The sequence below is a fragment of the Qipengyuania sp. BR81-2 genome (genome assembly GCF_055693895.1).
Map to the genome: position 1 here is coordinate 260,151 of NZ_CM146344.1, position 23,428 is coordinate 283,578.

Annotated in this window: 16 protein-coding genes, 1 tRNA gene and 3 pseudogenes; 12 read left to right on the forward strand and 8 right to left on the reverse strand. The window is 63.1% G+C overall.

What is annotated here, in order from left to right; genetic code table 11:
• Positions 1–87 precede the first annotated feature (87 nt).
• From ACZ1G8_RS01350 to ACZ1G8_RS01360, 3 genes and pseudogenes are all read left to right on the forward strand, one after another.
• A complete protein-coding gene (locus ACZ1G8_RS01350; protein ID WP_472680055.1) occupies positions 88–561 on the forward strand; it encodes a low molecular weight protein-tyrosine-phosphatase in 474 nt (157 codons plus the stop codon).
• Positions 554–1,886, forward strand: a pseudogene (locus ACZ1G8_RS01355) (ABC1 kinase family protein). The gene ACZ1G8_RS01350 and the pseudogene ACZ1G8_RS01355 overlap by 8 nt, the downstream one beginning before the upstream one ends.
• A gap of 104 nt (positions 1,887–1,990) precedes the next feature.
• Positions 1,991–2,692: pseudogene (locus ACZ1G8_RS01360) on the forward strand (fructosamine kinase family protein); the annotation flags it as partial.
• On the opposite strand, the gene ACZ1G8_RS01365 reads toward ACZ1G8_RS01360, so the two are convergent.
• The 3 genes from ACZ1G8_RS01365 to recG form a co-directional block, all read right to left on the reverse strand.
• The gene (locus tag ACZ1G8_RS01365; protein WP_472680056.1) at positions 2,647–3,366 is read right to left on the reverse strand and encodes a hypothetical protein; all 720 of its coding nucleotides are present in this window, start codon (positions 3,364–3,366) and stop codon (positions 2,647–2,649) included. The pseudogene ACZ1G8_RS01360 and the gene ACZ1G8_RS01365 overlap by 46 nt on opposite strands.
• Positions 3,367–3,418: 52 nt before the next feature.
• Positions 3,419–3,976, reverse strand: coding sequence for a hypothetical protein (locus ACZ1G8_RS01370; RefSeq protein ID WP_472680057.1), 558 nt, complete (start codon positions 3,974–3,976; stop codon positions 3,419–3,421).
• A 93-nt stretch (positions 3,977–4,069) separates the two neighbouring features.
• The gene (gene recG, locus ACZ1G8_RS01375; RefSeq protein WP_472680058.1) at positions 4,070–6,133 is read right to left on the reverse strand and encodes an ATP-dependent DNA helicase RecG; all 2,064 of its coding nucleotides are present in this window, start codon (positions 6,131–6,133) and stop codon (positions 4,070–4,072) included.
• 54 nt (positions 6,134–6,187) lie between these two features.
• Here recG and ACZ1G8_RS01380 point away from each other — a divergent pair, with 54 nt between their 5' ends.
• Positions 6,188–6,466, forward strand: coding sequence for an FAD assembly factor SdhE (locus ACZ1G8_RS01380; RefSeq protein ID WP_472680059.1), 279 nt, complete (start codon positions 6,188–6,190; stop codon positions 6,464–6,466).
• A 36-nt stretch (positions 6,467–6,502) separates the two neighbouring features.
• Positions 6,503–9,994 (forward strand): transcription-repair coupling factor, encoded by a 3,492-nt coding sequence (mfd, locus tag ACZ1G8_RS01385; protein ID WP_472680060.1) that lies wholly within the window; start codon positions 6,503–6,505, stop codon positions 9,992–9,994.
• 11 nt (positions 9,995–10,005) lie between these two features.
• On the opposite strand, the gene ACZ1G8_RS01390 is transcribed toward mfd, so the two are convergent.
• Positions 10,006–11,325, reverse strand: a complete 1,320-nt coding sequence (locus tag ACZ1G8_RS01390; RefSeq protein ID WP_472680061.1) for an EAL domain-containing protein — start codon at positions 11,323–11,325, stop codon at positions 10,006–10,008.
• A 128-nt stretch (positions 11,326–11,453) separates the two neighbouring features.
• Here ACZ1G8_RS01390 and ACZ1G8_RS01395 point away from each other — a divergent pair.
• Positions 11,454–12,237 (forward strand): annotated as a pseudogene (locus tag ACZ1G8_RS01395) (NAD kinase).
• 96 nt (positions 12,238–12,333) lie between these two features.
• Positions 12,334–12,408: transfer RNA gene (locus tag ACZ1G8_RS01400), tRNA-Asn, on the forward strand.
• Between the two features lie 7 nt (positions 12,409–12,415).
• Here ACZ1G8_RS01400 and ACZ1G8_RS01405 read toward each other — a convergent pair.
• Positions 12,416–13,153: a sulfite exporter TauE/SafE family protein gene (locus ACZ1G8_RS01405; protein ID WP_472680062.1), complete on the reverse strand. Its 738-nt coding sequence runs from the start codon at positions 13,151–13,153 to the stop codon at positions 12,416–12,418.
• A gap of 66 nt (positions 13,154–13,219) precedes the next feature.
• Here ACZ1G8_RS01405 and ACZ1G8_RS01410 point away from each other — a divergent pair, with 66 nt between their 5' ends.
• Positions 13,220–13,834, forward strand: coding sequence for a GNAT family N-acetyltransferase (locus tag ACZ1G8_RS01410; protein ID WP_472680063.1), 615 nt, complete (start codon positions 13,220–13,222; stop codon positions 13,832–13,834).
• 28 nt (positions 13,835–13,862) lie between these two features.
• Here ACZ1G8_RS01410 and secA read toward each other — a convergent pair whose 3' ends face one another.
• Together secA and ACZ1G8_RS01420 are read right to left on the reverse strand one after the other, a co-directional pair.
• Positions 13,863–16,625, reverse strand: coding sequence for a preprotein translocase subunit SecA (gene secA / locus ACZ1G8_RS01415; protein ID WP_472680064.1), 2,763 nt, complete (start codon positions 16,623–16,625; stop codon positions 13,863–13,865).
• A gap of 94 nt (positions 16,626–16,719) precedes the next feature.
• Positions 16,720–16,992, reverse strand: coding sequence for a hypothetical protein (locus ACZ1G8_RS01420; RefSeq protein WP_472680065.1), 273 nt, complete (start codon positions 16,990–16,992; stop codon positions 16,720–16,722).
• A 111-nt stretch (positions 16,993–17,103) separates the two neighbouring features.
• On the opposite strand from ACZ1G8_RS01420, the gene argJ reads away from it, so the two are divergent.
• The 4 genes from argJ to ACZ1G8_RS01440 all read left to right on the forward strand — a co-directional run bounded on the left by argJ (position 17,104) and on the right by ACZ1G8_RS01440 (position 22,942).
• The gene (gene argJ, locus ACZ1G8_RS01425) at positions 17,104–18,330 is read left to right on the forward strand and encodes a bifunctional glutamate N-acetyltransferase/amino-acid acetyltransferase ArgJ (protein WP_472680066.1); all 1,227 of its coding nucleotides are present in this window, start codon (positions 17,104–17,106) and stop codon (positions 18,328–18,330) included.
• Between the two features lie 29 nt (positions 18,331–18,359).
• Positions 18,360–19,124, forward strand: coding sequence for an inositol monophosphatase family protein (locus ACZ1G8_RS01430; protein WP_472681147.1), 765 nt, complete (start codon positions 18,360–18,362; stop codon positions 19,122–19,124).
• 99 nt (positions 19,125–19,223) lie between these two features.
• Positions 19,224–21,410 carry an RNA degradosome polyphosphate kinase gene (locus tag ACZ1G8_RS01435; protein ID WP_472680067.1) on the forward strand — a complete coding sequence of 729 codons (2,187 nt, stop codon included), beginning with the start codon at positions 19,224–19,226 and terminating at the stop codon, positions 21,408–21,410.
• Between the two features lie 38 nt (positions 21,411–21,448).
• The gene (locus ACZ1G8_RS01440; protein ID WP_472680068.1) at positions 21,449–22,942 is read left to right on the forward strand and encodes a Ppx/GppA phosphatase family protein; all 1,494 of its coding nucleotides are present in this window, start codon (positions 21,449–21,451) and stop codon (positions 22,940–22,942) included.
• 3 nt (positions 22,943–22,945) lie between these two features.
• Here ACZ1G8_RS01440 and apaG read toward each other — a convergent pair whose 3' ends face one another.
• On the reverse strand, positions 22,946–23,344 hold the full coding sequence (gene apaG / locus ACZ1G8_RS01445; protein WP_472681149.1) for a Co2+/Mg2+ efflux protein ApaG: 399 nt from the start codon (positions 23,342–23,344) through the stop codon (positions 22,946–22,948).
• Between the last annotated feature and the right edge of the window lie 84 nt (positions 23,345–23,428).

The window sequence follows — 23,428 nt, forward strand, 5'->3', positions numbered from 1 at the left end:
CATTGTCTGCAAATGCGCGGAACAAGCGCAATTGCGGGCGATTGAATGACGGTATCCATCCGTCATCGAAGGTCTCGCCGCATAGCCGTGTCCAAACCTGCCGTCCTGTTCGTCTGCCTCGGCAACATCTGCCGCTCTCCGCTCGCAGAAGCCGCCTTTCGCCATGCCGCTTCGGAAGCTGACATCGACGTTCGCGTCGATAGCGCCGGTACGGCCGGATATCACGTTGGCGAGCCGCCCGATCCGCGCAGCATCGACGAGGCCCGCCGCAGGGGTATCGACATTACCGGCTATCGCGGACGCCAGTTGGGTGAGAGTGACTTCCACGAATTCGACTACATCCTCGGCATGGATGCATCGAACATGGCGAATATCGCGCGTGTCGATCCGGGCAACGGCAAGGCCCGCGTGGCCATGCTGCTCGACCTCGTGCCCGGACAGGAAGGGCGCGAAGTCGGCGATCCCTATTACGGCGGCGCGGAAGGCTTCTCGATCACATGGAGCGAAGTCAGCGCCGGTGCGAATGCATTGCTGGCAGTCATGATCGAAGAACATGGCTGACGAAGACTCCAGCCGGCACCGCTCCGTCCCGGCCTCGCGCATCGGACGCCTCGGCGGTTTCACGCGCCTTGCGGGCGGCCTTGCGGGCGGTGCGCTGAGCGAAGGTGCGCGGCGGATCGCCAACGGAGAGCGCCCGCGCCTCGACCAGCTCCTGCTCACCCCCGCGAACGCGAAGCGGCTTACCGACAGGCTCGCGCACCTTCGCGGCGCGGCGATGAAACTGGGCCAGATGATCTCGATGGATGCGGGCGACCTCTTGCCGCCCGAGCTTTCCGAAATCCTTGCCCGCCTCCGAGAGCGCGCAGATTTCATGCCGCCAAAGCAGCTCGACAAGGTCCTGGGCGCAGAATGGGGCAAGGACTGGCGCAAGCGTTTCCGCCGCTTCGAACCGCGCCCGATCGCGGCCGCATCGATCGGACAGGTACACCGTGCCATGCTGCCCGACGGCCAGCTTCTGGCGATCAAGGTGCAGTATCCCGGGATCGCACAGAGCATCGACAGCGATGTCGACAATGTAGCCGGTCTCCTCAAGCTGACCGGGCTGCTCCCGCCTGAGCTAGATATCGCGCCCCTCCTCGCTGCCGCGAAGGAACAGCTGCACGAAGAGGCCGACTACCTGCGCGAAGGCGCGATGATGACGCGCTTCGGCGAGCTGCTGGAAGGGCGCGAAGGAATCGTCGTGCCGGAACTTCACGAAGAACTGACCACCCGCCGCATCCTTGCGATGAGTTTCGAGGAAGGCGGGCCGATCGAAGCTCTTGCCAGCGAGCCGCAGGAGCTGCGTGACGACGTCTTCGCACGCATGATCGAACTCGTCGCCCGCGAACTGTTCGACAGCCGCCTGATGCAGACCGATCCGAATTTCGCCAACTACCGCTGGCAGGCAAAGACGGGCCGGATCGTGCTGCTCGATTTCGGTGCCGCACGAGAGGTCTCGAAAAGCATCTCGACGGATTACCGCAGACTGATCAATGCCGGCCTTGCCGAGGACAGGGAGGCCGTCATGGAGGCAGCAATCGAAGCAGGTTTCATGAACCCCCGCGCCCTCGAACGCCATCCGGAAGCCATGCGCCGTGCGGTCGACATCGTGGTCACCCAGATGGCGAGCGACGACCATCTCGATTTCGGCGACCGCGCCTTCGTCCCCGAGATCTCGCGAAACGGTCATGCCGATCGCACGCGACCGCGAGAGCTGGCACCTGCCCCCTGCCGAAACGCTGTTCGTCCAGCGCAAGGTCAGCGGGACGGCACTGCTGGGAGCAAGGTTGAACGCGCGCGTCGACGTGCGCGGGATCGTCGAAAACGTCTTGGCGGAGACGGCATGAGCGACACGCTCGCAGACGCCATAGAACGGCTTGTCGGCAAGCGCCCGGCCGACATCCGCCGCTTCGCGGGCGGGGATATTTCGGGCGCATCGCTTGTGACCTTCGCCGATGGCGAAACTATCGTGGCGAAGTCGGGCCCGGTGGTCGGCATCGAGGCGCGGATGCTCGAAGCGATGGCGCAATCGGGCGCCCCGACGCCGGAAGTTATCGCGGCAGATGAAGAGGTCATGCTGATCGAGCACCTGCCGAGCGATGCGGGTCTGTCGGGGGCTGCCTGGAATTCGCTGGCCGAGGCGCTTGGCAAGTTGCACGCGGAAACCGGCGAAAATTACGGCTGGTCCGAGGATTATGCACTTCGTCATGTGACGGTCGAGAACGCCGTCTGCGACAGCTGGCCGCAATTCTGGGGGGAGCGGCGTTTGCTGTGCCACGCCCCTCACCTCCCCGCAGAATTGGCGAGGCGGCTGGAAGACCTGGTCTCGAAGCTGGGCGAAATGCTGCCTCACTCACCCAAGCCAGCATTGCTCCACGGAGACCTCTGGGGCGGCAACATCCTCGTATCGGGCGGCAGGATCAGCGGACTGATCGACCCTTGCGCCTATTACGGCGACCGCGAGGTCGATGCGGCCAGCCTCACCGTGTTCGACCATCCGCCGGGCAGCTTTTTCGCCTCGCTTGGATTGGAGCCGGGATGGAGCGAACGGCAGCCGGTCTACCGGCTGTGGATGTGGCTGCTTCACGTTCGCCTGTTCGGCGACGGCTATCGCCCCGCGGTCGAGCGCGAGCTGGAGATGCTCGGCTTCTGAGCACCGGGGCGGCCGTACTTTTGCCGGAAGTACACGATCATTGCGACCCCCAGAAGGATGGGGCCGACGATTATGACGGGTTGGGGAACCGGAAGTCCCGCAGCGGCAAGTTCTACCAGCGGCGCTCGAAGCACGACCACAAAGGCCCAGACCATCCGTGCCAAATGTCGGCGCACCCGAAGCTCTTCCCGTCGGTCACGATTGATGAACCAGTTCAGGTCGCCAAGAATAAGCAGAACAGGAATGAGGCCGATCACCGCCGGTGCGATCGGCGGAATAACACCGTCTGCAACGGCCGGGAGCGCGAAAGATAGAAAGAGTGCCAGGCCCGCGATTTCGAAGATCGTCAGAGCGACTTCTGCTCGCCGCACGCGGGTCGTTGCTCTCTGTAGTGCGAGCCATGCACCGCCCGCTGCATAAAGAGCGGTGAATACGGCCATGAAAAGCGGCGGAATGAAAACATTTGCAAGCATCGAAACCGAGGTGAGGCACACCACGAGGACGCCTGCGAGGAAAACATGTCCCGCAGTGCGGTGGGGAAGGCTCCCCTTCCGGCTTGAAAGTGCCACCATTGCGGCGACGAGCGTCACCGTGCCAATCAACAGGTGACCGTAGTACGCCAGAGCGCTATATGGCGACGGATCCGCCAGATCGATTGGATCGGGACCAAACATTTGCGCAGCCTCCCTCTAGCGGGATTTAACGCAGAAGCTTCAAAACAGGAAGTCAGAGCCCCTTGCGGCCGAAACCTCCGCCGCGCATCTGCGGGGCGGCAGGCATCGGCGCTTCACCGATTACGCCCTGCGAGCGCGCAGCTGGCGCAGCATTGCCGAAGCCCTGCGGACGAGCGGGCTGTTGCGGGACTTCCTGCTGCTGCTCGGCGCCTTCAAGGTAGTCGACGATCTCGTCGAGCAGGTGCTCTGCCGAGCGATGCTCGCGTGCGAGCAGGCGCTGCGTGATGCTGGCATAGCCGAGGAAGGAGAATGGCCCTTTGATCTTGAGGAAGGTGTTGGTCGCGATCCAGTTGTAGGTCTGCTTTTCGACCTCGAAACCGTGCACGTCTTCCCAGCGCAGGCGCGTGCTGCCGAGCACGCCGTGGTAAGTCACAAAATTGCGGTCGTATTCGAGGATCTTGCCGCCATCGAGGAGATAGCGCGCGCCCATCGGAAGGCAGATCATGAAACAACCTGCGATGAGCCAGCCGGCGAAGGAGGCCTTGCCGTAAAACGCGCTCCCGGCCCAGACACCGAGAAAGATGAAACCGATCATGAGGACGCAGGCCATGGCGACGCGTGTCCTTGAATATCTTACGACCTGCATTGTAATTCCCCCGTTTGGCCGAGGGTTTAATGCGAAAATCTTAGCAAAAGCCTGACGTTACCCGCCGCGCAGTGTCTTCACGCCGAAATCGCGCTCGAACAGGTAGAGCAGGATGCGGGCAGCATCGCCGCGCTTACCCTCCAGCCCCCCATCGCGTTCCATCAACACACGCGCATCGTCGTGCGCCTTTGGCAGCAATTCGCTAATCTGCTCGAAACTCGCTACGTTGAAGGGCGTATCGCCTGATTGCCGCGTGCCGAGCAGTTCGCCGCCGCCACGCAGTTTCAGATCCTCTTCGGCGAGCAGGAAACCGTCCTGGCTCTCGCGCATCAGGGCGAGCCGCTTCTGCGCGGTTTCGGACAGCGTCTCGCCGTGGAGAAGGACGCAGAAGCTCTTCTCGCTCCCCCGCCCCACGCGGCCGCGCAGCTGGTGGAGTTGGGCCAGACCGAAGCGTTCGGCCTGTTCGATCACCATGAGCGTTGCGTTGGGCACGTCGACGCCGACCTCGATCACCGTGGTCGCGACCAGCAGCCGCGCGTCGCCGCGCGCAAACCGCTCCATCGCTGCGTCCTTCATTTCCGGCGTCAGCTGGCCGTGGACCATCACCACATCGTCGCCGAACCGCTCTTTCAGTGCCGCATAGCGCGCTTCGGCGGCGGCAATCTCGTCGGGGCCATCCATTTCGCGGACCATCGGACAAACCCAGAAGGCCTGTCTCCCTTCCGCGAATTGCGCGGCGAGGCGCTCGACCAGCGCGGGAATCCTGTCCTGCCCCATCACAACCGTGTCGATCGCCTGCCTGCCGGGCGGCAGTTCGTCGAGCTTGCTGACGTCGAGCTCACCATATTGCGCGAGTGTCAGCGTGCGCGGGATCGGCGTGGCCGTCATGGCAAGGACGTGCGGCGCGCGCTTGCCTTTGTTAGCAAGCATGAGCCTTTGGCCGACACCGAAACGGTGCTGCTCGTCGATCACCACCATCGCGAGGTTCTTGTAGGCAACCTTGTCCTGGAAGATCGCATGCGTGCCGACGACGATGTCGATGCTCCCGTCGAGCAGTCCCATCAGCGTCGCCTCGCGCGCCTTGCCCTTGTCGCGCCCGGTCAGCAGCGCGACTTCCGCACCGGTAGGCTCGGTCATGCGGCGCAGGCTTTCATAGTGCTGGCGAGCGAGGATTTCGGTAGGCGCGAGCAGCGCAGCCTGCGCGCCCGCCTCGACAGCGATAAGCATGGCTTCGAGTGCAACCACGGTCTTGCCCGCGCCAACGTCGCCCTGCAGCAGGCGGAGCATCGGCGCTTCCTGCGCCATGTCGCCTTCGATTTCGGCGATCGAGCGTTTCTGCGCGCCAGTCAGCGGAAATGGCAAGTCGAGCTTACCGCGATAGCTGCCGTCTCCCTGAAGCGGTTGGCCCCTGCGCTTGCGATTGTCCGCCCGCACCAGCATCAGTGCGAGACTGTTGGCGAGCAGTTCGTCATAGGCCAGCCGGTCGCGCGCCAGTTTGTGTTCGCCCTTGTGCGCAAAATGCAGCGCATCGCGCCAGCCGGGCCAGTCCGACTTCTCGAATTGCGCGGGCTCGATCCATTCGGGCAGCTCGGGAGCCTTTGCCAGCGCCTGTTCGACCAGACCCGCAACGCGCGGCTGGGTCAGTCCTTCCGACAGGCGATAGATCGGCTCGCACAGCCGCTGGAGCGTATCGCCGCCTTCCTCGACCACGTGGTCGGGATGCACGATCTGGAGCATATCGCCATAGCGTTCGAGCTTGCCCGCAACCCATCGGGTCGCGCCGACAGGCAGCTGCTTCTTCGCAGTATAGGAAGCGCGGCCGAAATAGGTGAGCGCGATGATGTTGCCCGCGCTGTCCTGCGCCAGCACGCGGTAGGGTGCACGCGCCGATCGGCCGCCCCGATGTTCGGTCACGGTCAGCTTGAGGACGATATTCTCGCCCTCGCCCGCCTTGTCGACCGTTTCGACCGAGCGCCGTGTCACGAACCGTTCCGGCAGGTGGTAGATGAGGTCCTTGAGCCGCGTCAGTCCCAGCTTGTCGAGCGGCTTCTTCAGCTTAGGCCCGACGCCATCGAGCGTTTCGGTCTCTGCGAAAAGCGGATTGAGGACGTCGGGGCGCATGCGCTCACGCTATAGCCGCTTGCACGGCTTTGGCGAGTGCCCTACCCGCGCGTCATGCCGGAAATGCTTACAACCGAAGGTCGCCTCGCCCGCTGCAAGTTTCGCAGCTGGCACCGCGGCACGCGCGAAGCCGATTACATGATCGGCGGCTTCTTCGATCGCTACCACCAGGAATGGGGCGAGGAGGAACTCGCCTGGTTCGAAGCGCTGCTCGAGGAAGACGACGTCGATATCATGGCCTGGGCCCTGAAAACCCAGCCCACACCGCCCCGTTTCCAGGGCGAACTTATCGAGAAGATGCAGAAGCTCGACTACGTCGACATTCCGCGTTGACGGGAACACGGGGGGCGCTACGGCGCTGAACCCGTAATGCCCGACCTTTCCCGCATCCTCAAAGCCGACACGCAACTCACGCTGGCGCAGGTCGCCCGCGGTGCCCAGCCGCTGGTGATGGCCGACCTCGCGCGCGCCGGAACCGGGCGCGCGGTCTTCATTGCGCCCGACGACGCAGCGATGCGCTCGGTCGCGGATGCGGCGCAATTCTTCGCACCCGAACTGGAAGTCATCGAATTCCCCGCATGGGATTCGCTCCCGTACGACCGGGCAAGTCCTGCTCTCTCGGTCAGCGCGAAAAGGCTTGCCGCCCTGTTCCGCCTGCAGGCCGGCAAGGCGAAGGCGCAGCTGGTGGTGACCACCGCCAATGCGGTGCTGCAGCGCGTCCTCACCCCGTTCCGCATTCGCGAGAGTGTGCGCGAATTCAAACCGGGCACCGAGATCGGGCGCGAGAGCCTGTCGCTACTGCTCCAGAAGCAGGGCTACAGCCGCACCGACACGGTGATCGACAAGGGCGAATACGCGATCCGCGGGTCGATCGTGGACGTATTCCCCTCCGGTCTCGACGAAGCGCTGCGTCTCGATTTCTTCGGCGACGAGCTGGAGAGCCTGCGCAGTTTCGACCCGAACACGCAGATGAGCACGGGGCGGCTCGCCAACCACTTGCTGCTGCCCGCCAGCGAAGCGCTGCTCGACGAAGACAGCATCAAGCGCTTCCGCAGCCGCTACCGAGAAATGTTCGGCGCAAATGCCACGCAAGACCCTCTTTACGAGGCTGTTAGCGAAGGTCGTCGGCTTGCCGGGATGGAACACTGGCTGCCGCTGTTCGAGGAGAAGCTGGTCACGCTGTTCGACCACCTCGACGACAAGGACACGGTGGTCATCGACAATGCCTCGCTTGCCGCGGCGGACGAGCGCATCAAGGACATCACCGACTATTACGAGCAGCGCAAGGCGGCGAGCGGACAGGCCAAGGGCAGCTATCGCCCACTCGATCCCAAATCGCTCTATTTGACCGGCGACGAGTTCAAGTTAGCGGTTGCAGAAACACCGGCTCACCGCGCAACCACATTCGACGAGCCGGAAAACGACACGGTCATCGATTTCGGCTTCCGTTCGGGCCGTGACTTCGCACCTGAGCGTGCGCGCGGCGACAACGTGTATCCCGGTCTCGCCGATCACCTGAAGGCGCTTGGCAAGGCGGGCAAGCGACCGCTGCTCGCGGCCTACTCGACCGGCAGCCGCGCGCGTATCGCCTCGATCCTGACCGAGGCCGGCGCAGATGTGCAGCTGGCCGACAGCTGGCAGGAAGCGCTCGGCCTGTCCGCCAAGGGCAAGCCCGCAGCGATGGTGCTGCCGCTCGAAGCCAGTTTCGCCAATGACGAGATGGAGCTGCTCACCGAGCAGGACATCCTCGGCGACCGGCTCGTGCGCCGCAAGAAGAAGCGCAAGGATGCGGACGCCTTCCTCGCAGAGCTTCAGGCCCTCGCGGTCGGCGACCTGATCGTCCATACCGAACATGGCATCGGCAAGTACCTCGGCCTGCAACCGGTCCCCGTCGGCAAGTCGCAGCACGATTGCGTCCAGCTAGAGTACAAGGGCGGCGACAAGCTCTTCATCCCGGTAGAGAACATCGACGTCCTCAGCCGCTACGGTTCTTCCGAGGAAGCGGTCATGCTCGACCGGCTGGGCGGCGAGGCATGGCAGAAGCGCAGCGCCCGCCTCAAGGAGCGCATCCGCGAGATCGCCGGCGAGCTGATGCTGGTGGCGGCCCAGCGCGCGCTCAAGAAGGCACCGGTGCTCGAAGTCGAGGACGGCGTCTACAACCAGTTCCTCGACCGCTTCCAGTACGAGGAGACTGACGACCAGGACCGCGCAATCGCTGATGTGCTGAGCGATCTGGAAAGCGGCAAGCCGATGGACCGCTTGGTCTGTGGCGATGTCGGTTTCGGCAAAACCGAGGTCGCGCTGCGCGCCGCTTTCGTCGCGGCGATGAACGGCCAGCAGGTCGCGGTGGTCGCGCCCACCACGCTGCTCGCCCGCCAGCACTACCAGAACTTCGCCGAGCGTTTTGCGGGCTTCCCGCTCAAGGTCGGCCGCCTTTCGCGCCTCGTGCCCGCGAAGGAAATGAAGGACACGCGCGAGGGGCTGGCCAAGGGCGATATCGACATCGTCGTCGGCACGCACGCGATCCTGTCGAAGCAGACCAAGTTCAAGAACCTGGGGCTGGTCATTGTCGACGAGGAACAGCGCTTCGGTGTGACGCACAAGGAGAAGCTCAAGCAGCTTCGCGCAGACGTGCACATGCTCACGCTGACCGCCACGCCGATCCCGCGCACGCTGCAGATGGCGATGACGGGCCTGCGCGAACTCTCGACCATCCAGACCCCGCCGGTCGATCGCCTCGCGGTGCGAACCTACGTCATGGAATGGGACGACATGGTCATGCGCGAGGCACTGCTGCGCGAACACCATCGCGGTGGGCAAAGCTTCATCGTAGTCCCGCGCATTTCCGACATGGAACAGGTCTCCGACTGGCTGCACGAGAATGTGCCCGAAGTGAAATTCGTGGCCGCCCATGGCCAGATGGGTGCAGGCGAGATCGAAGAGCGGATGAGCGCCTTCTACGAGGGCAAATACGATGTCCTCCTCGCCACGACCATCGTCGAAAGCGGGCTCGACCTGCCGAGCGCAAACACCATCATCATCCATCGCGCCGACATCTTCGGCCTAGCCCAGCTCTACCAGCTGCGCGGCCGCGTGGGTCGCTCCAAGCTGCGCGCCTATGCCTATCTCACCTACGAGAAGGACGTCGCGCTGTCCGAAGTGGCCGAGAAGCGCCTCAAGGTCCTCGGCGATCTCGACAGCCTCGGCGCGGGCTTCCAGCTTGCGAGCCACGATCTCGACATCCGCGGTGCGGGCAACCTCCTTGGCGACGAACAGTCCGGCCATATCCGCGAGGTCGGTTTCGAGCTCTACCAGTCGATGCTGGAAGACGCGATTCTCGCCGCCAAGGCCGGCGAACTCGGCCTCGAGGCAAAGCCCGAACGCGTCAGCCCGCAGATCACGGTCGATGCACCTATCATGATTCCGGAGGACTATGTCCCCGACCTCGCCGTGCGCATGGCGCTCTACAGGCGCCTAAACGACGCGGAAAACATGGGCGAGATCGAGGCTCTGGCAGCCGAGATGATCGACCGCTTCGGTCCACTACCCTCGGCGACGGAGAACCTCGTCCGGCTTATCCAGATCAAGCTGCAGGCAATCGAAGCGAATATCGCGAAGATCGACGTGGGTGCGGCCGGCACGCTCGTTACCTTCCACAATGACGACTTCCCGGACGGTCCGGGCCTGATCGCCTATGTCGATCGCCTGAAGGGCACGGCCAAGCTGCGGCCCGACATGAAGCTGGTCATCAGCCGCGCCTGGAATTCGCCCGAAAGCCGCCTCAATGGGCTATTCCAGCTGACAAAGGGCCTTTCGGGAATCGTGCGCAAGGCAAAGAAGCGCGAGAAGGCTGCCGCCTAAGCCACCGCACTTTAGCGGGTGACGAGATTCAGGAACTGGTGCGGCGCCATCGGCTCCGCACGGAAGAAGCCCTGATAATATTCGCAGTCCTCGGCAGCGCAGAAATCGCGCTGCTTCTGCGTCTCGATACCTTCGACGAGCACCCGCAGGTCGAGTGCCTGCGCCATGCCCATGATTGCACGGAAGACGGCCCGGTCGCGTTCGTCCTCGATCACGCCTTCGACCATCGAGCGGTCAAGTTTGAGGCAATCGATCGGCAGCACCTTGAGGTAGCGGAAATTGCAGAAACCCGCGCCGAAATCGTCGAGCGCAATGGTGACGTCGAGGACCTTGAGCTGCTGCAGTACGCGGCTGACACGCTCGAGATCGGCCAGAAGCACCTGCTCGGTGATTTCCAGCGTGATCCGGTTGAGCGAGAACCCGATACGTTCAGCTAGGCGGGCGAAGTCGATCGCGAAATTGTCGACCGCGAGGTCGGCGGGCGTGATATTGAGCGAAAGCTGCATGCCTGGCGGCCAGGACGTGGCCTGCTCCAGCGCCCGACTGGCGATATGCCGCGAGAGTTGCGCGACATGGTCGGCCCGTTCGGCAATTTGGAAGAGCGTGCTCGCTCCGATCAGGCCCACCACCGGGTGGTGCCAACGCGCAAGTGCCTCCGCTCCGATGATGCGGTCGTCGACAAGCGAGTACTGCGGCTGGAACAGGATTTCGATCTCGTCACGGTCGATCGCGGCAAGGAGATCGGCCTCGAGCTGGATGTTGGAACGCGGCGCAGCTTCTATGACTCCGCTCGACCAGCCGATGCGGCGGCCGTGCGACTGGCGCATCTGCGAGGATACTTCGGAAAGCCGGTCGAGTATGCTGTCGACATCATCATTCTCGCCAGACCGCATCAGCGCAATTCGCGGTGAGAGACGCAGGCTACCAACGCCGTCCGGATTCGCGATCGGCGCGGCGAGAGCGTCGGCCAGCGCCTCCGCCAGCCACTGCCAGCGCTCGCGGCTGCATTCGCCCAGTGCGACCAGCATGAAATTACTTCCCGAAAGGCGCGAGGCGAGCGAGCCGCTGCTTTCGAATTCGTCGACTGCAAAGTGACGGATACGCTGCGCGGCTTCCACCAGCGCGCCATCGCCGGCGTCTTCGCCGAAGGCGACATTGACGGTCTCGATCCGTCCGAGCGTGATCAGCATGGCATGGATCGGACATGTCCCGCCATCGTGTGGCCAATCCGCGCACCATTCGGCGACTGTGCGGCGCAATTGCTGCACGTCACCGAGCCCGGTCAGGGCATCGCGCGAATCGTTGTCTACCGTGTCGGCCACACTTGCCATCGACCTCCCTTAGCAGCGGTTAACGATATGTTAGCCATGTTTTAGCGTTTGTTGCCAAATGGGACAGCGGCCCATAGGGGTTAATCAGGCCCCGCAAAGGTAGTGGCGGCAGGCAGACGGAACGGGTGATGGCCGAATTCAATCGACTTGCACTGCTCGTATCGGATTCCGACCGCGCACAGGAGGCGGCGGATACGATCATTCGACCGCTAACCGATTGGGTTTCCATCGAAGATGCGGACGCAGTTGTCGTACTCGGCGGCGACGGATTCATGCTGCAGAGCCTGCACGGGATGCTCGACGAAGGGATTATCCGGCCGGCCTATGGCGTGAATCTGGGTACGGTCGGCTTCCTGATGAACAGGAATCGACAGCCCGACAAACTGCTCGGACAGAATCGCTCGCGCCAAGCCCCACACCATTGCACCGCTTGCAATGGAAGCGGTGACGGAGGACGGTGAAGTCCATCGTTTCTGTGCCATCAACGAGGTCTCGCTGCTGCGTGAGACTCGCCAGACCGCGAAAATCGAAGTGTCGGTAGACGACAAGGTGCGCATCAAGGAACTGGTGTGCGACGGCGTCCTGCTTTCGACCCCAGCGGGCTCGACAGCATACAACCTGTCCGCAGACGGCCCGATCCTGCCTCTCGATTCCCAGCTCCTCGCGCTGACCCCGATCTCGGCCTTCCGCCCGCGGCGCTGGAAGGGGGCAATCCTGCCCGACCGCAGCCAGGTCACCTTCACGGTGCTCGAATCCGAGAAGCGTCCGGTTTCGGCCGTCGCCGACCAACGCGAGATCCGTCACGTCGCCGAAGTACGGCTGAAAATCTCACGCGAGAACGAGCTGACCCTGTTATTCGACCCGGGTCACGCACTCGACGAGCGCATCGTTTCGGAGCAGTTCGTGGTGTGATTGCGACGGTGTTGCAGCACGCGCCCAATTTTTTGCAAAACCCCGCTTGCAAAACCGGAATCGCCCCCATATACGCGCGGCCTGCCTTCGGGCTGCTCCCCGATAGCTCAGCGGTAGAGTAGGTGACTGTTAATCACTTGGTCGTTGGTTCGAATCCAACTCGGGGAGCCATTTTTCCTTACATTGCAAGCAGCAGTCTCAGCCCTACCACCAGGGTGAGAGCAGCCGTGCCCCAGCGGATCCAGCGCTGCGGCATGAACTTGAGCGCGAGCAGGCTGCCGATCTGGCCGCCGATGGCGACCGCGACGAGGAGCGGCAGGCCGATATCGAAAGCCGCCAAGAAGCGCCCTTCCCCGCCTTTAAGCGCCTGACCTGCAAGCCCGAAAAGCGAGTTCACAAGGATGAAGAAGCTGGCCGTGGCTGCGATCGCGCGCGCTTCGCGCCAGCGGGCAAGGTGCAGCAATGGAGCGAGGAATATCCCCCCACCGATGCCGACCAGGCCCGCGAGATAGCCGAGGGGTGCCGCACCAAGCGGGATAAAGCGGGCCCAGCGCCGTGCTTCGCCCTCCCCTTCGCTTACTGGCAGGAGCATGGTCATCGCGGTGATGACGAGACTGGCGCCAAGGATTGCAAGGAAAGCGCCCTCGCCGATGGGTGTCAGCCCGCCAAGGAGTGCGGCAGGCGCAGCAAGTGCGGTCATGAACAGGGCACCGCGCCATGGCGTGATCCCGGAACGTGCGAAGCGCAGGGTGCTGCCCGCGACCACGATGATATTGCAACTCAGCGCCAGCAGCGGGAGTATGCGGTAGTCGACACCCGACAGCGCCAGCAGCGCATTGTAGGTCGAGCCGCCGCCGAAGCCGACGCTCGCGTAAAGCAGTGCCGTTATGAAAAAGGCGGCAATGAGCAGCGGCATGGCAGTTTCCTAGACCGCGTGCATTGACACGGCTAGTCTCGCTGCATCACGGGAGGGGAACGCACTGTGGAAGCCGCCAATATCGAATTGCCTGATGGCTTCAGCTGTGCACACGCGGAGGACGCCTTCGCAGTCGGCGAGATAACTGCCGACGCCTTCCGCAACGATCCGTTCAACCTGTGGCTGTTCAAGCGTTACGCAGGCATTCGCGCACTCTTCCACGCTCAGGCGAGGCGCATCTACGTGCCGCGCGGCTATACATATCGGATCGGCGACAGCGGCGCGGCGATGTGGATGTTACCGGGAGGCAATTCCTCGCTCTCGCTCATGGACTATGCGGCCATCGTGATGCCGACGCTATGGCATTCGGGCGTCGGCGCAGTCGGTAAGGCGCTTAAGACTGGCGAGGCGATGGAAAGGGCCCACCCCCAGTTCGAGCACGCCTATCTCTTCAGCATCGGTGTGAGACAGTCCGAGCAAGGCAAGGGATTGGGGCGCAAGCTGATCCAGCCGGTGCTCGACGCCTGCGACCGCAAGGGCGTGCGCGCCTATCTGGAGAATTCGAACCCGGCGAATACCGGTTTTTATTCGAGCTGCGGTTTCGAGGTGTGCGGCGAAATTCGCCCGACACCTGACGCACCGCCGCTCGTGCCCATGGTCAGGGAGCCGCGCCAGGCCTGAAGCCAAGCGCGGCTCTCCGAATACTGGATCAGGCCTTCACGCCCATGGCGCCGTGGCAATGCTTGTACTTGTTGCCCGAGCCGCAAGGACAAGGCGCGTTCCGGCTGATGTCCTGATCGGCATAGGGATTGTCGACGAAGGCACCGCCCGGACCGGCCGCCGCGCGAGCACTTCCGGCGAGCGCACCGAAGAGTTCGGGACGTTTTTCCGAACCATCGCCGTCACCTGAATTGTCGAGCCCGGTAAGCGGGTCGATGTGGCCGGTGAGGAAGTCGGGCAGTTCGGGCAAGTCGATCTGCGGGAGCGGTGCCGGTTCTGCCAGCTCGATACGCAGCAGCTTTGCGGTGATGTCCTCGCGTAGCTTGTCGAGCATGCGTTCGAACAGGCCGAAAGCTTCCTGCTTGTACTCGTTGAGCGGCTGCTTCTGCGCGTGCGAGCGCAGCCACACCACTTGGCGCAGCGCGTCGAGCGTAGCGAGGTGCTCCTTCCACTGGTGGTCGAGTTCCTGCAGCAGCAGGCTCTTCTCGATCCGGCGCCACATGTTCGGGTCGGCCTTCCCGATCTTCTCTTCCATCCGGCGGTCCGCTTCCTCGCGGATACGCTCTTCGATGATTTCCGGCTCGATGTGATCTTCCTCGAGCCATTCTTCCATCGGGAAGCGCATATCGAATACTTCGTCGACCTTGGTCTTGAGACCGTCGATATCCCACTGTTCCGGATAGGAACCCGGCGGGCAGTGTTCGCCGACCATCGCGTTGATCGCGTCGTGGCGCATGTCGACCACGACATCGTCGACCGCTTCGCTGTCCATGATTTCCGAACGCTGTTCGTAGATAACCTTGCGCTGGTCGTTCATGACGTCGTCGTACTGGACGACCTGCTTACGCACTTCGTAGTTTCGCGCTTCGACCTTCTTCTGCGCGGTCTCGATAGCCTTGGAGAGCCACTTCGAACCGATCGCCTCGCCGTCTTCGAGATTGGCGTTCATCATGCGAGCGAACAGCGTGTCCGGCCCGAAGATGCGCAGGAGATCGTCTTCGAGACAGAGGTAGAAGCGCGAAAGGCCCGGGTCGCCCTGACGGCCCGAACGACCGCGTAGCTGGTTGTCGATGCGGCGGCTTTCATGGCGCTCGGTCGCGAGGACGAAAAGGCCGCCTGCTGCGAGGACCTTTTCCTTTTCCGCTGCGACTTCGGCCTTGATGCGGTCGATCTCGAGCTGGCGCTTGGGATCGTCCTCGGCGAGGTCGGCAAGCTCTTCCTCGATGCGGAACTCGACGTTGCCGCCGAGCTGGATGTCGGTACCGCGGCCGGCCATGTTGGTCGCGATGGTAACGGCGCCGATACGGCCCGCCTGCGCGACGATATACGCCTCACGCTCGTGCTGGCGCGCATTGAGGATTTCGTGCTTCACACCTTCTTCGTCGAGGAAGCTGGAAAGCAATTCGCTCTTCTCGATCGAGACAGTACCGACCAGCACCGGCTGGCCGCTGTCGTACTTTTCCTTGATCGCCTTGGCGATGGCTTTGAACTTGTCCTGCGTGTTCTTGTAGAACTCGTCTTCCTCGTCGACGCGTTGGACGGGGACGTTGGTCGGGATTTCGACCACACCCATCTTGTAGATGTCCCAGAATTCCGCGGCCTCGGTGGCAGCCGTACCGGTCATGCCCGAGAGCTTGGGATACATGCGGAAGTAGTTCTGGAAGGTGATCGAGGCGAGCGTCTGGTTCTCCGGCTCGATCTTCACGCCTTCCTTGGCCTCGACAGCCTGGTGCAGGCCGTTCGACCAGCGGCGACCGTCCATCATGCGGCCCGTGAATTCATCGATGATGACGACCTTGTCGTCTTTCACGATGTAGTCGGTGTCCTTCTTGAACATGATGTTGGCCTTGAGGGCCTGGTCGAGGTGGTGGACCACCTGCGTGTTCTCAACGTCGTAGAGGTTGTCGGTCTCGAGCAGTCCGGCTTCCTTGAGCCGCTCCTCGATCGCGTCGGTGCCCTCTTCGGTCCAGGTGATGTTCTTGGTCTTCTCGTCGGCTTCGTACCATTCGGGATCGATATCCTTCACGATCTCGTCGATGGCGACGTAGAGCTCCGACTTGTCTTCTGTCGGTCCGGAAATGATCAGCGGCGTACGCGCTTCGTCGATCAGGATCGAGTCGACCTCGTCGACGATGGCGAAGTTGAAGGGGCGCTGCACCATCTGGCTGCGCTCGTGCTTCATATTGTCGCGCAGGTAGTCGAAGCCAAACTCGTTGTTCGTGCCGTAGGTGATGTCCGAACCGTAGGCATCGCGGCGTGAGAACTCGTCGAGGTTCGGCACGATCACGCCGACCGACAAGCCGAGGAAATTGTGCAGCTGGCCCATCCATTCCGCGTCGCGGCGGGCGAGGTAGTCGTTCACGGTGACGACGTGGACGCCCTTGCCCTCGATTGCGTTAAGATAGGTGGCGAGCGTTGCGACCAGCGTCTTACCTTCACCCGTGCGCATTTCCGCGATCTCGCCGCGGTGGAGCACGATGCCGCCGATCATCTGCACGTCGAAGTGACGCATGCCGAGGACGCGAACCGATGCCTCGCGCACGGTGGCGAAGGCTTCCGGCAGGATATCGTCAAGCGTCTTGCCATCGGCGAGCTGCTGGCGGAACTTGTCGGTCTGCGCGCGCAGTTCCTCGTCGCTGAGTGCCTGGAGCTGCGGCTCGAGCGCGTTGATCTGGTTGACGATCTTGCCGATGGATTTGACGTAACGCTCGTTGGACGAGCCGAAAACGGACTTCACGATTGCATTGAACATGGGTGGGCGCGTGCCTCGAGAATAGAAGGAATGTATGGAAAATGCCCGCGCACACCGAAGGTGCCGGGCATGGATCGGGAGTCAGCCTGTCAGGCTATTCGTAGGCGCGATCGGCGCCGAACTGGACCGTGGGCAGGTAGATGACGACCGGTTCCTGCTTCTTGCAGGGGGTCACCTTTTCGCCGCGCAGCTTCTGCTTGCGCTGCTTTTCCTCGCACGGACACTTCGCTTCGCGGGCATCGCTTGCGCCGGAAGCGGATTGTTCGAAGCCGACGCCGATTTCACCGCCCAGCGCGGCATGCGCAGGCACACCGACGGCAGCAAGGCCGGTCAGGAGTGCAATAAGGGCGAGCAATTGGCGTCGCATAATCGAGCGTAGAGATAGCGCAGAATGCTTAAGGTTTAAAGTCAGGCGGCCTATTTTTCCTACGTGCGGCGCCGCTTGCAGCGCGCCTTCGCCCGTTCTAGCTGCAAATGCATGGATCTCGAACGCTCGCCACTCGCCCGCGCCTTTCCCGAAATGCCGACCATCTCCGGCGTCGAGCTGCGTGTTGCCAAGGCTCGATACAAGGAGTGGGACAGGGCTGACCTGACCTTCGCCAGACTGGCCGAAGGAACGAGCGTGGCAGGGGTTTTCACCAAGTCCGCCTGCGCTTCGAGCGAGGTCGAGCTGGGCCGGGACCAGGTGGAACTCGGCAGTGCGCGCGCGCTGATCGTCAATGCGGGCAATTCGAACGCTTTCACCGGCGTGCGCGGGCGCGAGGCGGTCGAGCAGATTATGGCGCAGGTGGCCGACGCACTCGGCTGCAAGCCGAGCGAGGTGCTCGTCTCATCAACCGGCGTGATCGGCGTGCCACTACCCAAGGACAAGGCACGTGCAGGGATCGCCGCGGTCCTCGACGCGGGCACCTGCAGCTGGGAAGAAGCGGCGTCGGCGATCGGCACCACCGATACCTTCACCAAGGGTAGCGCCGCGTCGGCCATGCTCGGCGAGACACGCGTCGAACTGGCGGGCATCATCAAGGGCAGCGGCATGATCGCGCCCGACATGGCGACCATGCTGGGCTATATTTTCACCGACGCAGCGGTCGAACCGGCTTTCCTCCAGGAAATGCTCTCCAAGGCCAATGACGCGACATATTCGTGCATCACGGTCGATGGCGACACCTCTACCAGCGACACCGTGCTGGCCTTCGCGACCGGCAAGGCAGGCAATCCGCCGCTCGCATCATGGGACGATGCCGGCGCGGACGCGTTCTACGCGGCCCTTTTGCAGGTCTGCCGGGATCTAGCGCAGCTGGTCGTGCGCGATGGCGAAGGCGCGCAGAAGTTCATCGAGATCGCGGTCAGCGGCGCCGATTCCGACGAGAGCGCGCGCCGGGTCGGTCTCTCTATCGCCAACTCGCCCCTGGTGAAGACGGCAATTGCAGGCGGCGATGCCAATTGGGGCCGCGTGGTCATGGCGGTCGGCAAGGCCGGCGAACCGGCCGACCGCGACAAGCTCTCGATCGGCTTCGGCGGCACCTGGGCGGCAAAGGACGGCCAGCCGCTCGCCGACTATGACGAGGCACCGGTCGCGAAGCATCTCGAAGGGCAAGACATTCGCATCGATGTCGACCTTGGCGTCGGTGACGGACGCGCGACCGTGTGGACCTGCGATCTCACCCACGGATATATCTCGATCAACGCGGACTACCGTTCGTGAGCGGTCTCGACGACGCCATCCTCGCCCTGATGCGGCGCGCCACCGAGGAAGCCATCCTCCCTCGCTTCCGCAAGCTCGAGGAGGGCGAGGTCGAGGACAAGGGCGGCAACGATCCCGTCACGATCGCCGACAAGGAATCGGAAGCACTACTGCGCGAGGGCCTCGCAGCGATCGACGACAGCCTCGCCTTCGTTGGCGAGGAGAGCGCTCATTCCGATCCCACCATCCTCGAGCGTCTCGATCAGCCCTGCTGGATCGTCGATCCGGTCGACGGCACACGCAACTTCGCGCACGGCAAGCCGCCTTTTGCCGTCATCATCGCGCGCGCAGACGGAGGCCATGCCCAGTCGGGCTGGCTCTACGATTGCCTGACGGGGCGCTTCTGTGCCGCGCACCGCGGAAAGGGCGCATTCGTCGACGGCGAGCGCGTCTCCGCCAGGGGAACCGGCCAAACCCCGCCTATCGCAGCGATCTCGCTCATCTTCATGGAAGAGGAGCGCCGGCAGGCGACCCGCCGCCATATCTCGCCCAATTACGAGCTGGTCGACATCCCTTTTTGCGCGGCAGAGCAATACCCGCGCCTTGGGCTGGGCCAGAACGACGTGTCGATTTTCGAGCGCACGCTGGCATGGGACCATGCGGCAGGCGCGCTCTGGCTGGAGGAGGCCGGCGGCAAGGTCGCGCGACCGGACGGCTCGCCTTACCGCGTGGACGAGTGGGACAGGAAAGGCCTTCTCGGCGCCTCCACGCCGCAACTTTGGGACGAACTGGCCCGTCAATATGGGCGATTGTGACGAATTCCTGACAAGCTCAACAGACCGGTGGCAGGTCGAAACCCTTTCCAATAGCGCCAGCGCGCCCTACTCTGCTTGCGATTCACAAAAGGTGTGCCCGTGACCCTTGGAAACTCCGCCGTTTCTGGAAACGAAACTGCTGGCGAGGACGTCGCCAACGAGCTGCCGGTTGCGCCCGAGGCTCGTGAAGATCGCTACGTCAATCGTGAGCTGAGCTGGCTGAGCTTCAATCGCCGGGTCCTCGCCGAAAGCGAGAACGCGGATTATCCGCTCCTCGAGCGGCTCCGTTTCCTTTCGATTTCGGGGAGCAATCTCGACGAATTCACCATGGTCCGCATCGCGGGACTGGAAGGCCAGGTCCAGCGCGGTATCGAGACGCCGGGCATCGACGGGAAATCTCCGCGCCAGCAGCTCGACGCGATCCGCGAACAGGTTCTCGAACTCGAGGACCGCCAGCAGGAAAGCCTCGACATCCTGCGCGGCCTGCTGCGCGATGAGAACATTCTGATCGCCCTGCCCGACGAGCTGGACAAGCAGCAGATCAAGTGGCTCGACGATTACTTCACGACCGACATCCTGCCGCTGATAACGCCCCAGGTTATCGACCCTTCACACCCCTTCCCCTTCGTCGCGAATGGCGGGATGGGTGTACTGTTTCGCCTCAAGCGCGGAAAGCGTAAGGGCGAGCTGGTCGAAATGGTCTTGATCCCCGCAAATGTTCCGCGTTTCGTGCGCGTGCCGGGCGACAAGGCGATCTACGTCGCGATCGAGCAGATGGTGACGCGCTTTGCCGCGGAGATCTTCCCGGGTTTCAAGATCCAGGGTGACGGCATCTTCCGCGTCCTTCGCGACAGCGATATCGAGGTGGAGGACGAGGCAGAGGATCTCGTTCGCTATTTCCGCACCGCGATCCAGCGCCGCCGCCGCGGCCGCGCCGTGCTGCTCGAACTCGACGACGAATGCGATCCGGCGGCAGAAGCTCTGCTGCGCGACCAGTTCGATGTCGATGCCGCGATGATCGTGAAGACCGGCGGCATGCTTGGCCTCACCGATCTCGACGCGATTTGCGACGAGCCGCGCCCCGACCTCAAGTTCCCGCCCTTCTCGCCGCGCTATCCCGAACGCGTATTGGCGCATGACGGCGATGTCTTCACCGCCATTCGTGAGAAGGACATGGTCATCCACCACCCTTACGAGAGCTTCGAGGTGGTGGTGGACTTCCTGCACCAGGCGGCGGTCGATCCCGCAGTCGTGTCGATCAAGCAGACGCTTTACCGCGCAGGCGACCAGTCACCCGTCATCGCCGCGCTGGTCGAGGCTGCACAAAACGGCAAGGCCGTCACCGCCGTGGTGGAGCTAAAGGCCCGCTTCGACGAGGAACGCAACATCCGCTGGGCAAACGAGCTCGAACGCGCGGGCGTGCAGGTGATCTACGGCTTCACCGAATGGAAGACCCACGCCAAGGTCAGCCTCGTCGTTCGGCGCGAAGAGGACGGATACCGCACCTATTGCCACTTCGGCACGGGTAACTACCATCCGATCAACGCCAAGATTTATACCGACCTCAGCTATTTCACCGCCGACCAGGCGCTGGGGCGCGATGCGGCGAAGATGTTCAACTTCATCACCGGCTATATCGAGCCCGACGAGCTGGAGAAGATCGCGATCTCGCCGATCGGTATGCGCGAGAAGCTTTACGAGCTGATCGATGCCGAGATCGCCAATGCGAAGAAGGGCAAGCCCGCGGGCATCTGGTGCAAGCTCAACGCGATCACCAACCAGGCGATCATCGACAAGCTCTACGAGGCAAGCCAGGCGGGTGTGGAAGTGCGCATGGTGGTGCGCGGTATCTGCTCGCTGCGTGCCGGCATTCCGGGCATGTCGGAAAATATCAGCGTGAAATCGATCATTGGCCGCTTCCTCGAGCATGCCCGCGTGTGGGCCTTTGCCAATGGCAAGGAAATGCCCAGCAGGCAGGCCAAGGTCTTCCTCACCAGCGCCGATGCGATGAGCCGCAATCTCGACCGCCGGGTCGAGGTGATGGTGCCCATCTCGAACAAGACCGTGCACGACCAGCTGCTGGGACAGGTCATGCTCGCCAATATCCTCGACGTCGAACAGAGCTGGCGGCTCGATCCCGACGGGCAGTACCGCCGCATGCGAACCGGCGAGGACGCCTTCAACTGCCACGAGTATTTCATGTCGAACCCCTCGCTCTCGGGGCGCGGATCGGCCTTGCAGAAGCACGATGTTCCGCGCCTTTCGCTCCATGGGGAAAAGAGTTGAGCAGTCCGAAAATTCGTTCGACGCGCTGGCAGAGGCGATTGATCCATCCTCCGCGTGCGGTGGTCGATATCGGTTCGAACACGGTTCGACTGGTCATCTACGAGGGCACGGGCCGTGCGCCCGAAACCGTGTGGAACGAGAAGGTCGCCGCCCGGCTCGGCCGTGATCTTTCCGAAACGGGACTAATTCCCGAGGAAGCCCAGGAAGAGGCACTCGCCGCGCTCGCTCGCTACGCCATCCTGATCGAGGACCGCGGGATCGAGACGGTGCAGACGGTCGCGACCGCTGCTGCACGCGATGCCAAGAACGGGCAGGAATTCCTCGGCAAGGTTACCGCACTCGGACTCGAACCGCGTCTACTGTCTGGCGAAGAAGAGGCGTGCGCCTCGGCATTCGGCGCCATCGGAGCATTCCCCGGCATGAGCGGCATGGTGGCCGATCTTGGCGGTGGCAGCCTCGAACTCGTCGCCATCGGCAATGGCGAATGCATCGATGCCGTGAGCCTCCCCTTCGGTACCTTGCGGCTCCCTGCTCTGCGCGCGCAGCAGCCGGATTTCGCCGCGACTGTCCATGATGCGGTCTCGAAGGTCGGCTGGGCTAAGTCGCACAAGGGCCCGCTCTTCATGATTGGCGGCACATGGCGCGCGCTCGCCTACTACGCGATGCGCGAGGCCGATTATCCGCTGACGGACCCGCATGGCTTTTCGCTGTCGGTTGAGGATGCGCACGACCTTGCTTCGCGGCTGGTGGATGCCAAACCTGAAGAACTGATGGACATTTCGGGCATTAGCGAAATGCGCGCCAACTACCTTCCAAATGCCGCCACACTACTTGGTCCGATGCTCGCTGAACTGGAGCCCGAACGTCTGATCTTTTCCAGCTGGGGTATCCGCGAAGGCCTGCTCTATTCGCAGCTTACCGACCTGCAGAAGTCGCTCGATCCGCTGCTTTCGGGCGTTCACGCCTTTTGCGAACCGCGCGACGCGCCTGTAACCGATGCGACCCGCGTTGCCGGGTGGACGGTCGATCTCGCCAACGGACAGGGCAAGCGCAACGAGCGCCTGCGCCTGGCTGCGGCCCAGCTTGCGGCGGGCCTGCAGCGCGTAGAGCCGAACCTGCGCGTCAATCACGCAACCGAATGGGCGCTCGACAAGCGCTGGATCGATTGCAGCGCGCGGGACAAGGCGATGATCTGCGCGGCGCTCTATGGCAGCCTCGGTCGCACTGCCCTTCCCTCCAAGCTTCGCGAAATTGCCAGCGACGAGGACCTTCGCGAAGGTGTCACCTGGGGCCTTGGCTTCCGCCTTGCACGCCGTCTCGGCGCGGGTTCGCGCACGGCGCTGGGTAACAGCAAGCTGCGGCTCAAGAAGAAGTCGCTGACGCTCTATCTTGATGAAAGTCGTGCGGCGCTGGCAACCTGGCCGCTCACGCGCGAGCTGGAAATGCTCGCCGAATGGCTGGAGCGCAAACCTAAGATCAAGATCGGGGATTTCGACTTCGCCGACGAACACGACGAAGACGAAGAGGAATAGTCGTTATTCGGCGGTAGCGGGCGCTGCCAGCGGGAAGAACGGAATGCGCACTTCGAACGGCGTGCCGTCTTCACGGTGGAAGGTGTAGAAGCCTTCCATCGAACCGTGGGGCGTATCGAGCGGGCAGCCCGACACATAGTCATGCGCTTCGCCGGGCGAGAGGATCGGCTGTTCGCCGACCACGCCATCGCCATCGACATGCGCGACCAGTCCAGCGCCATCGGTGATGCGCCAGTGGCGCGTCATCAGCTGCACGCGCTCGTGGGAGGCGTTCTCGATACGGATGTGATAGACCCAGAACCACTTGCCAGCATCGGGCTGGGACTGTTCAGGCAGGAAGTTCACCGCGACCCGCACGGTGATGCCATCGGTCATGGCGGAATGCTGGAAGAGTTCCTTGATCACATTTCCAAGTTAGGCATTCCCGCGCGGCGGGCAAGAGGCTGGCGCTCACCAACCCCCAGTTTTTGGCCGCTTGCGACGGAT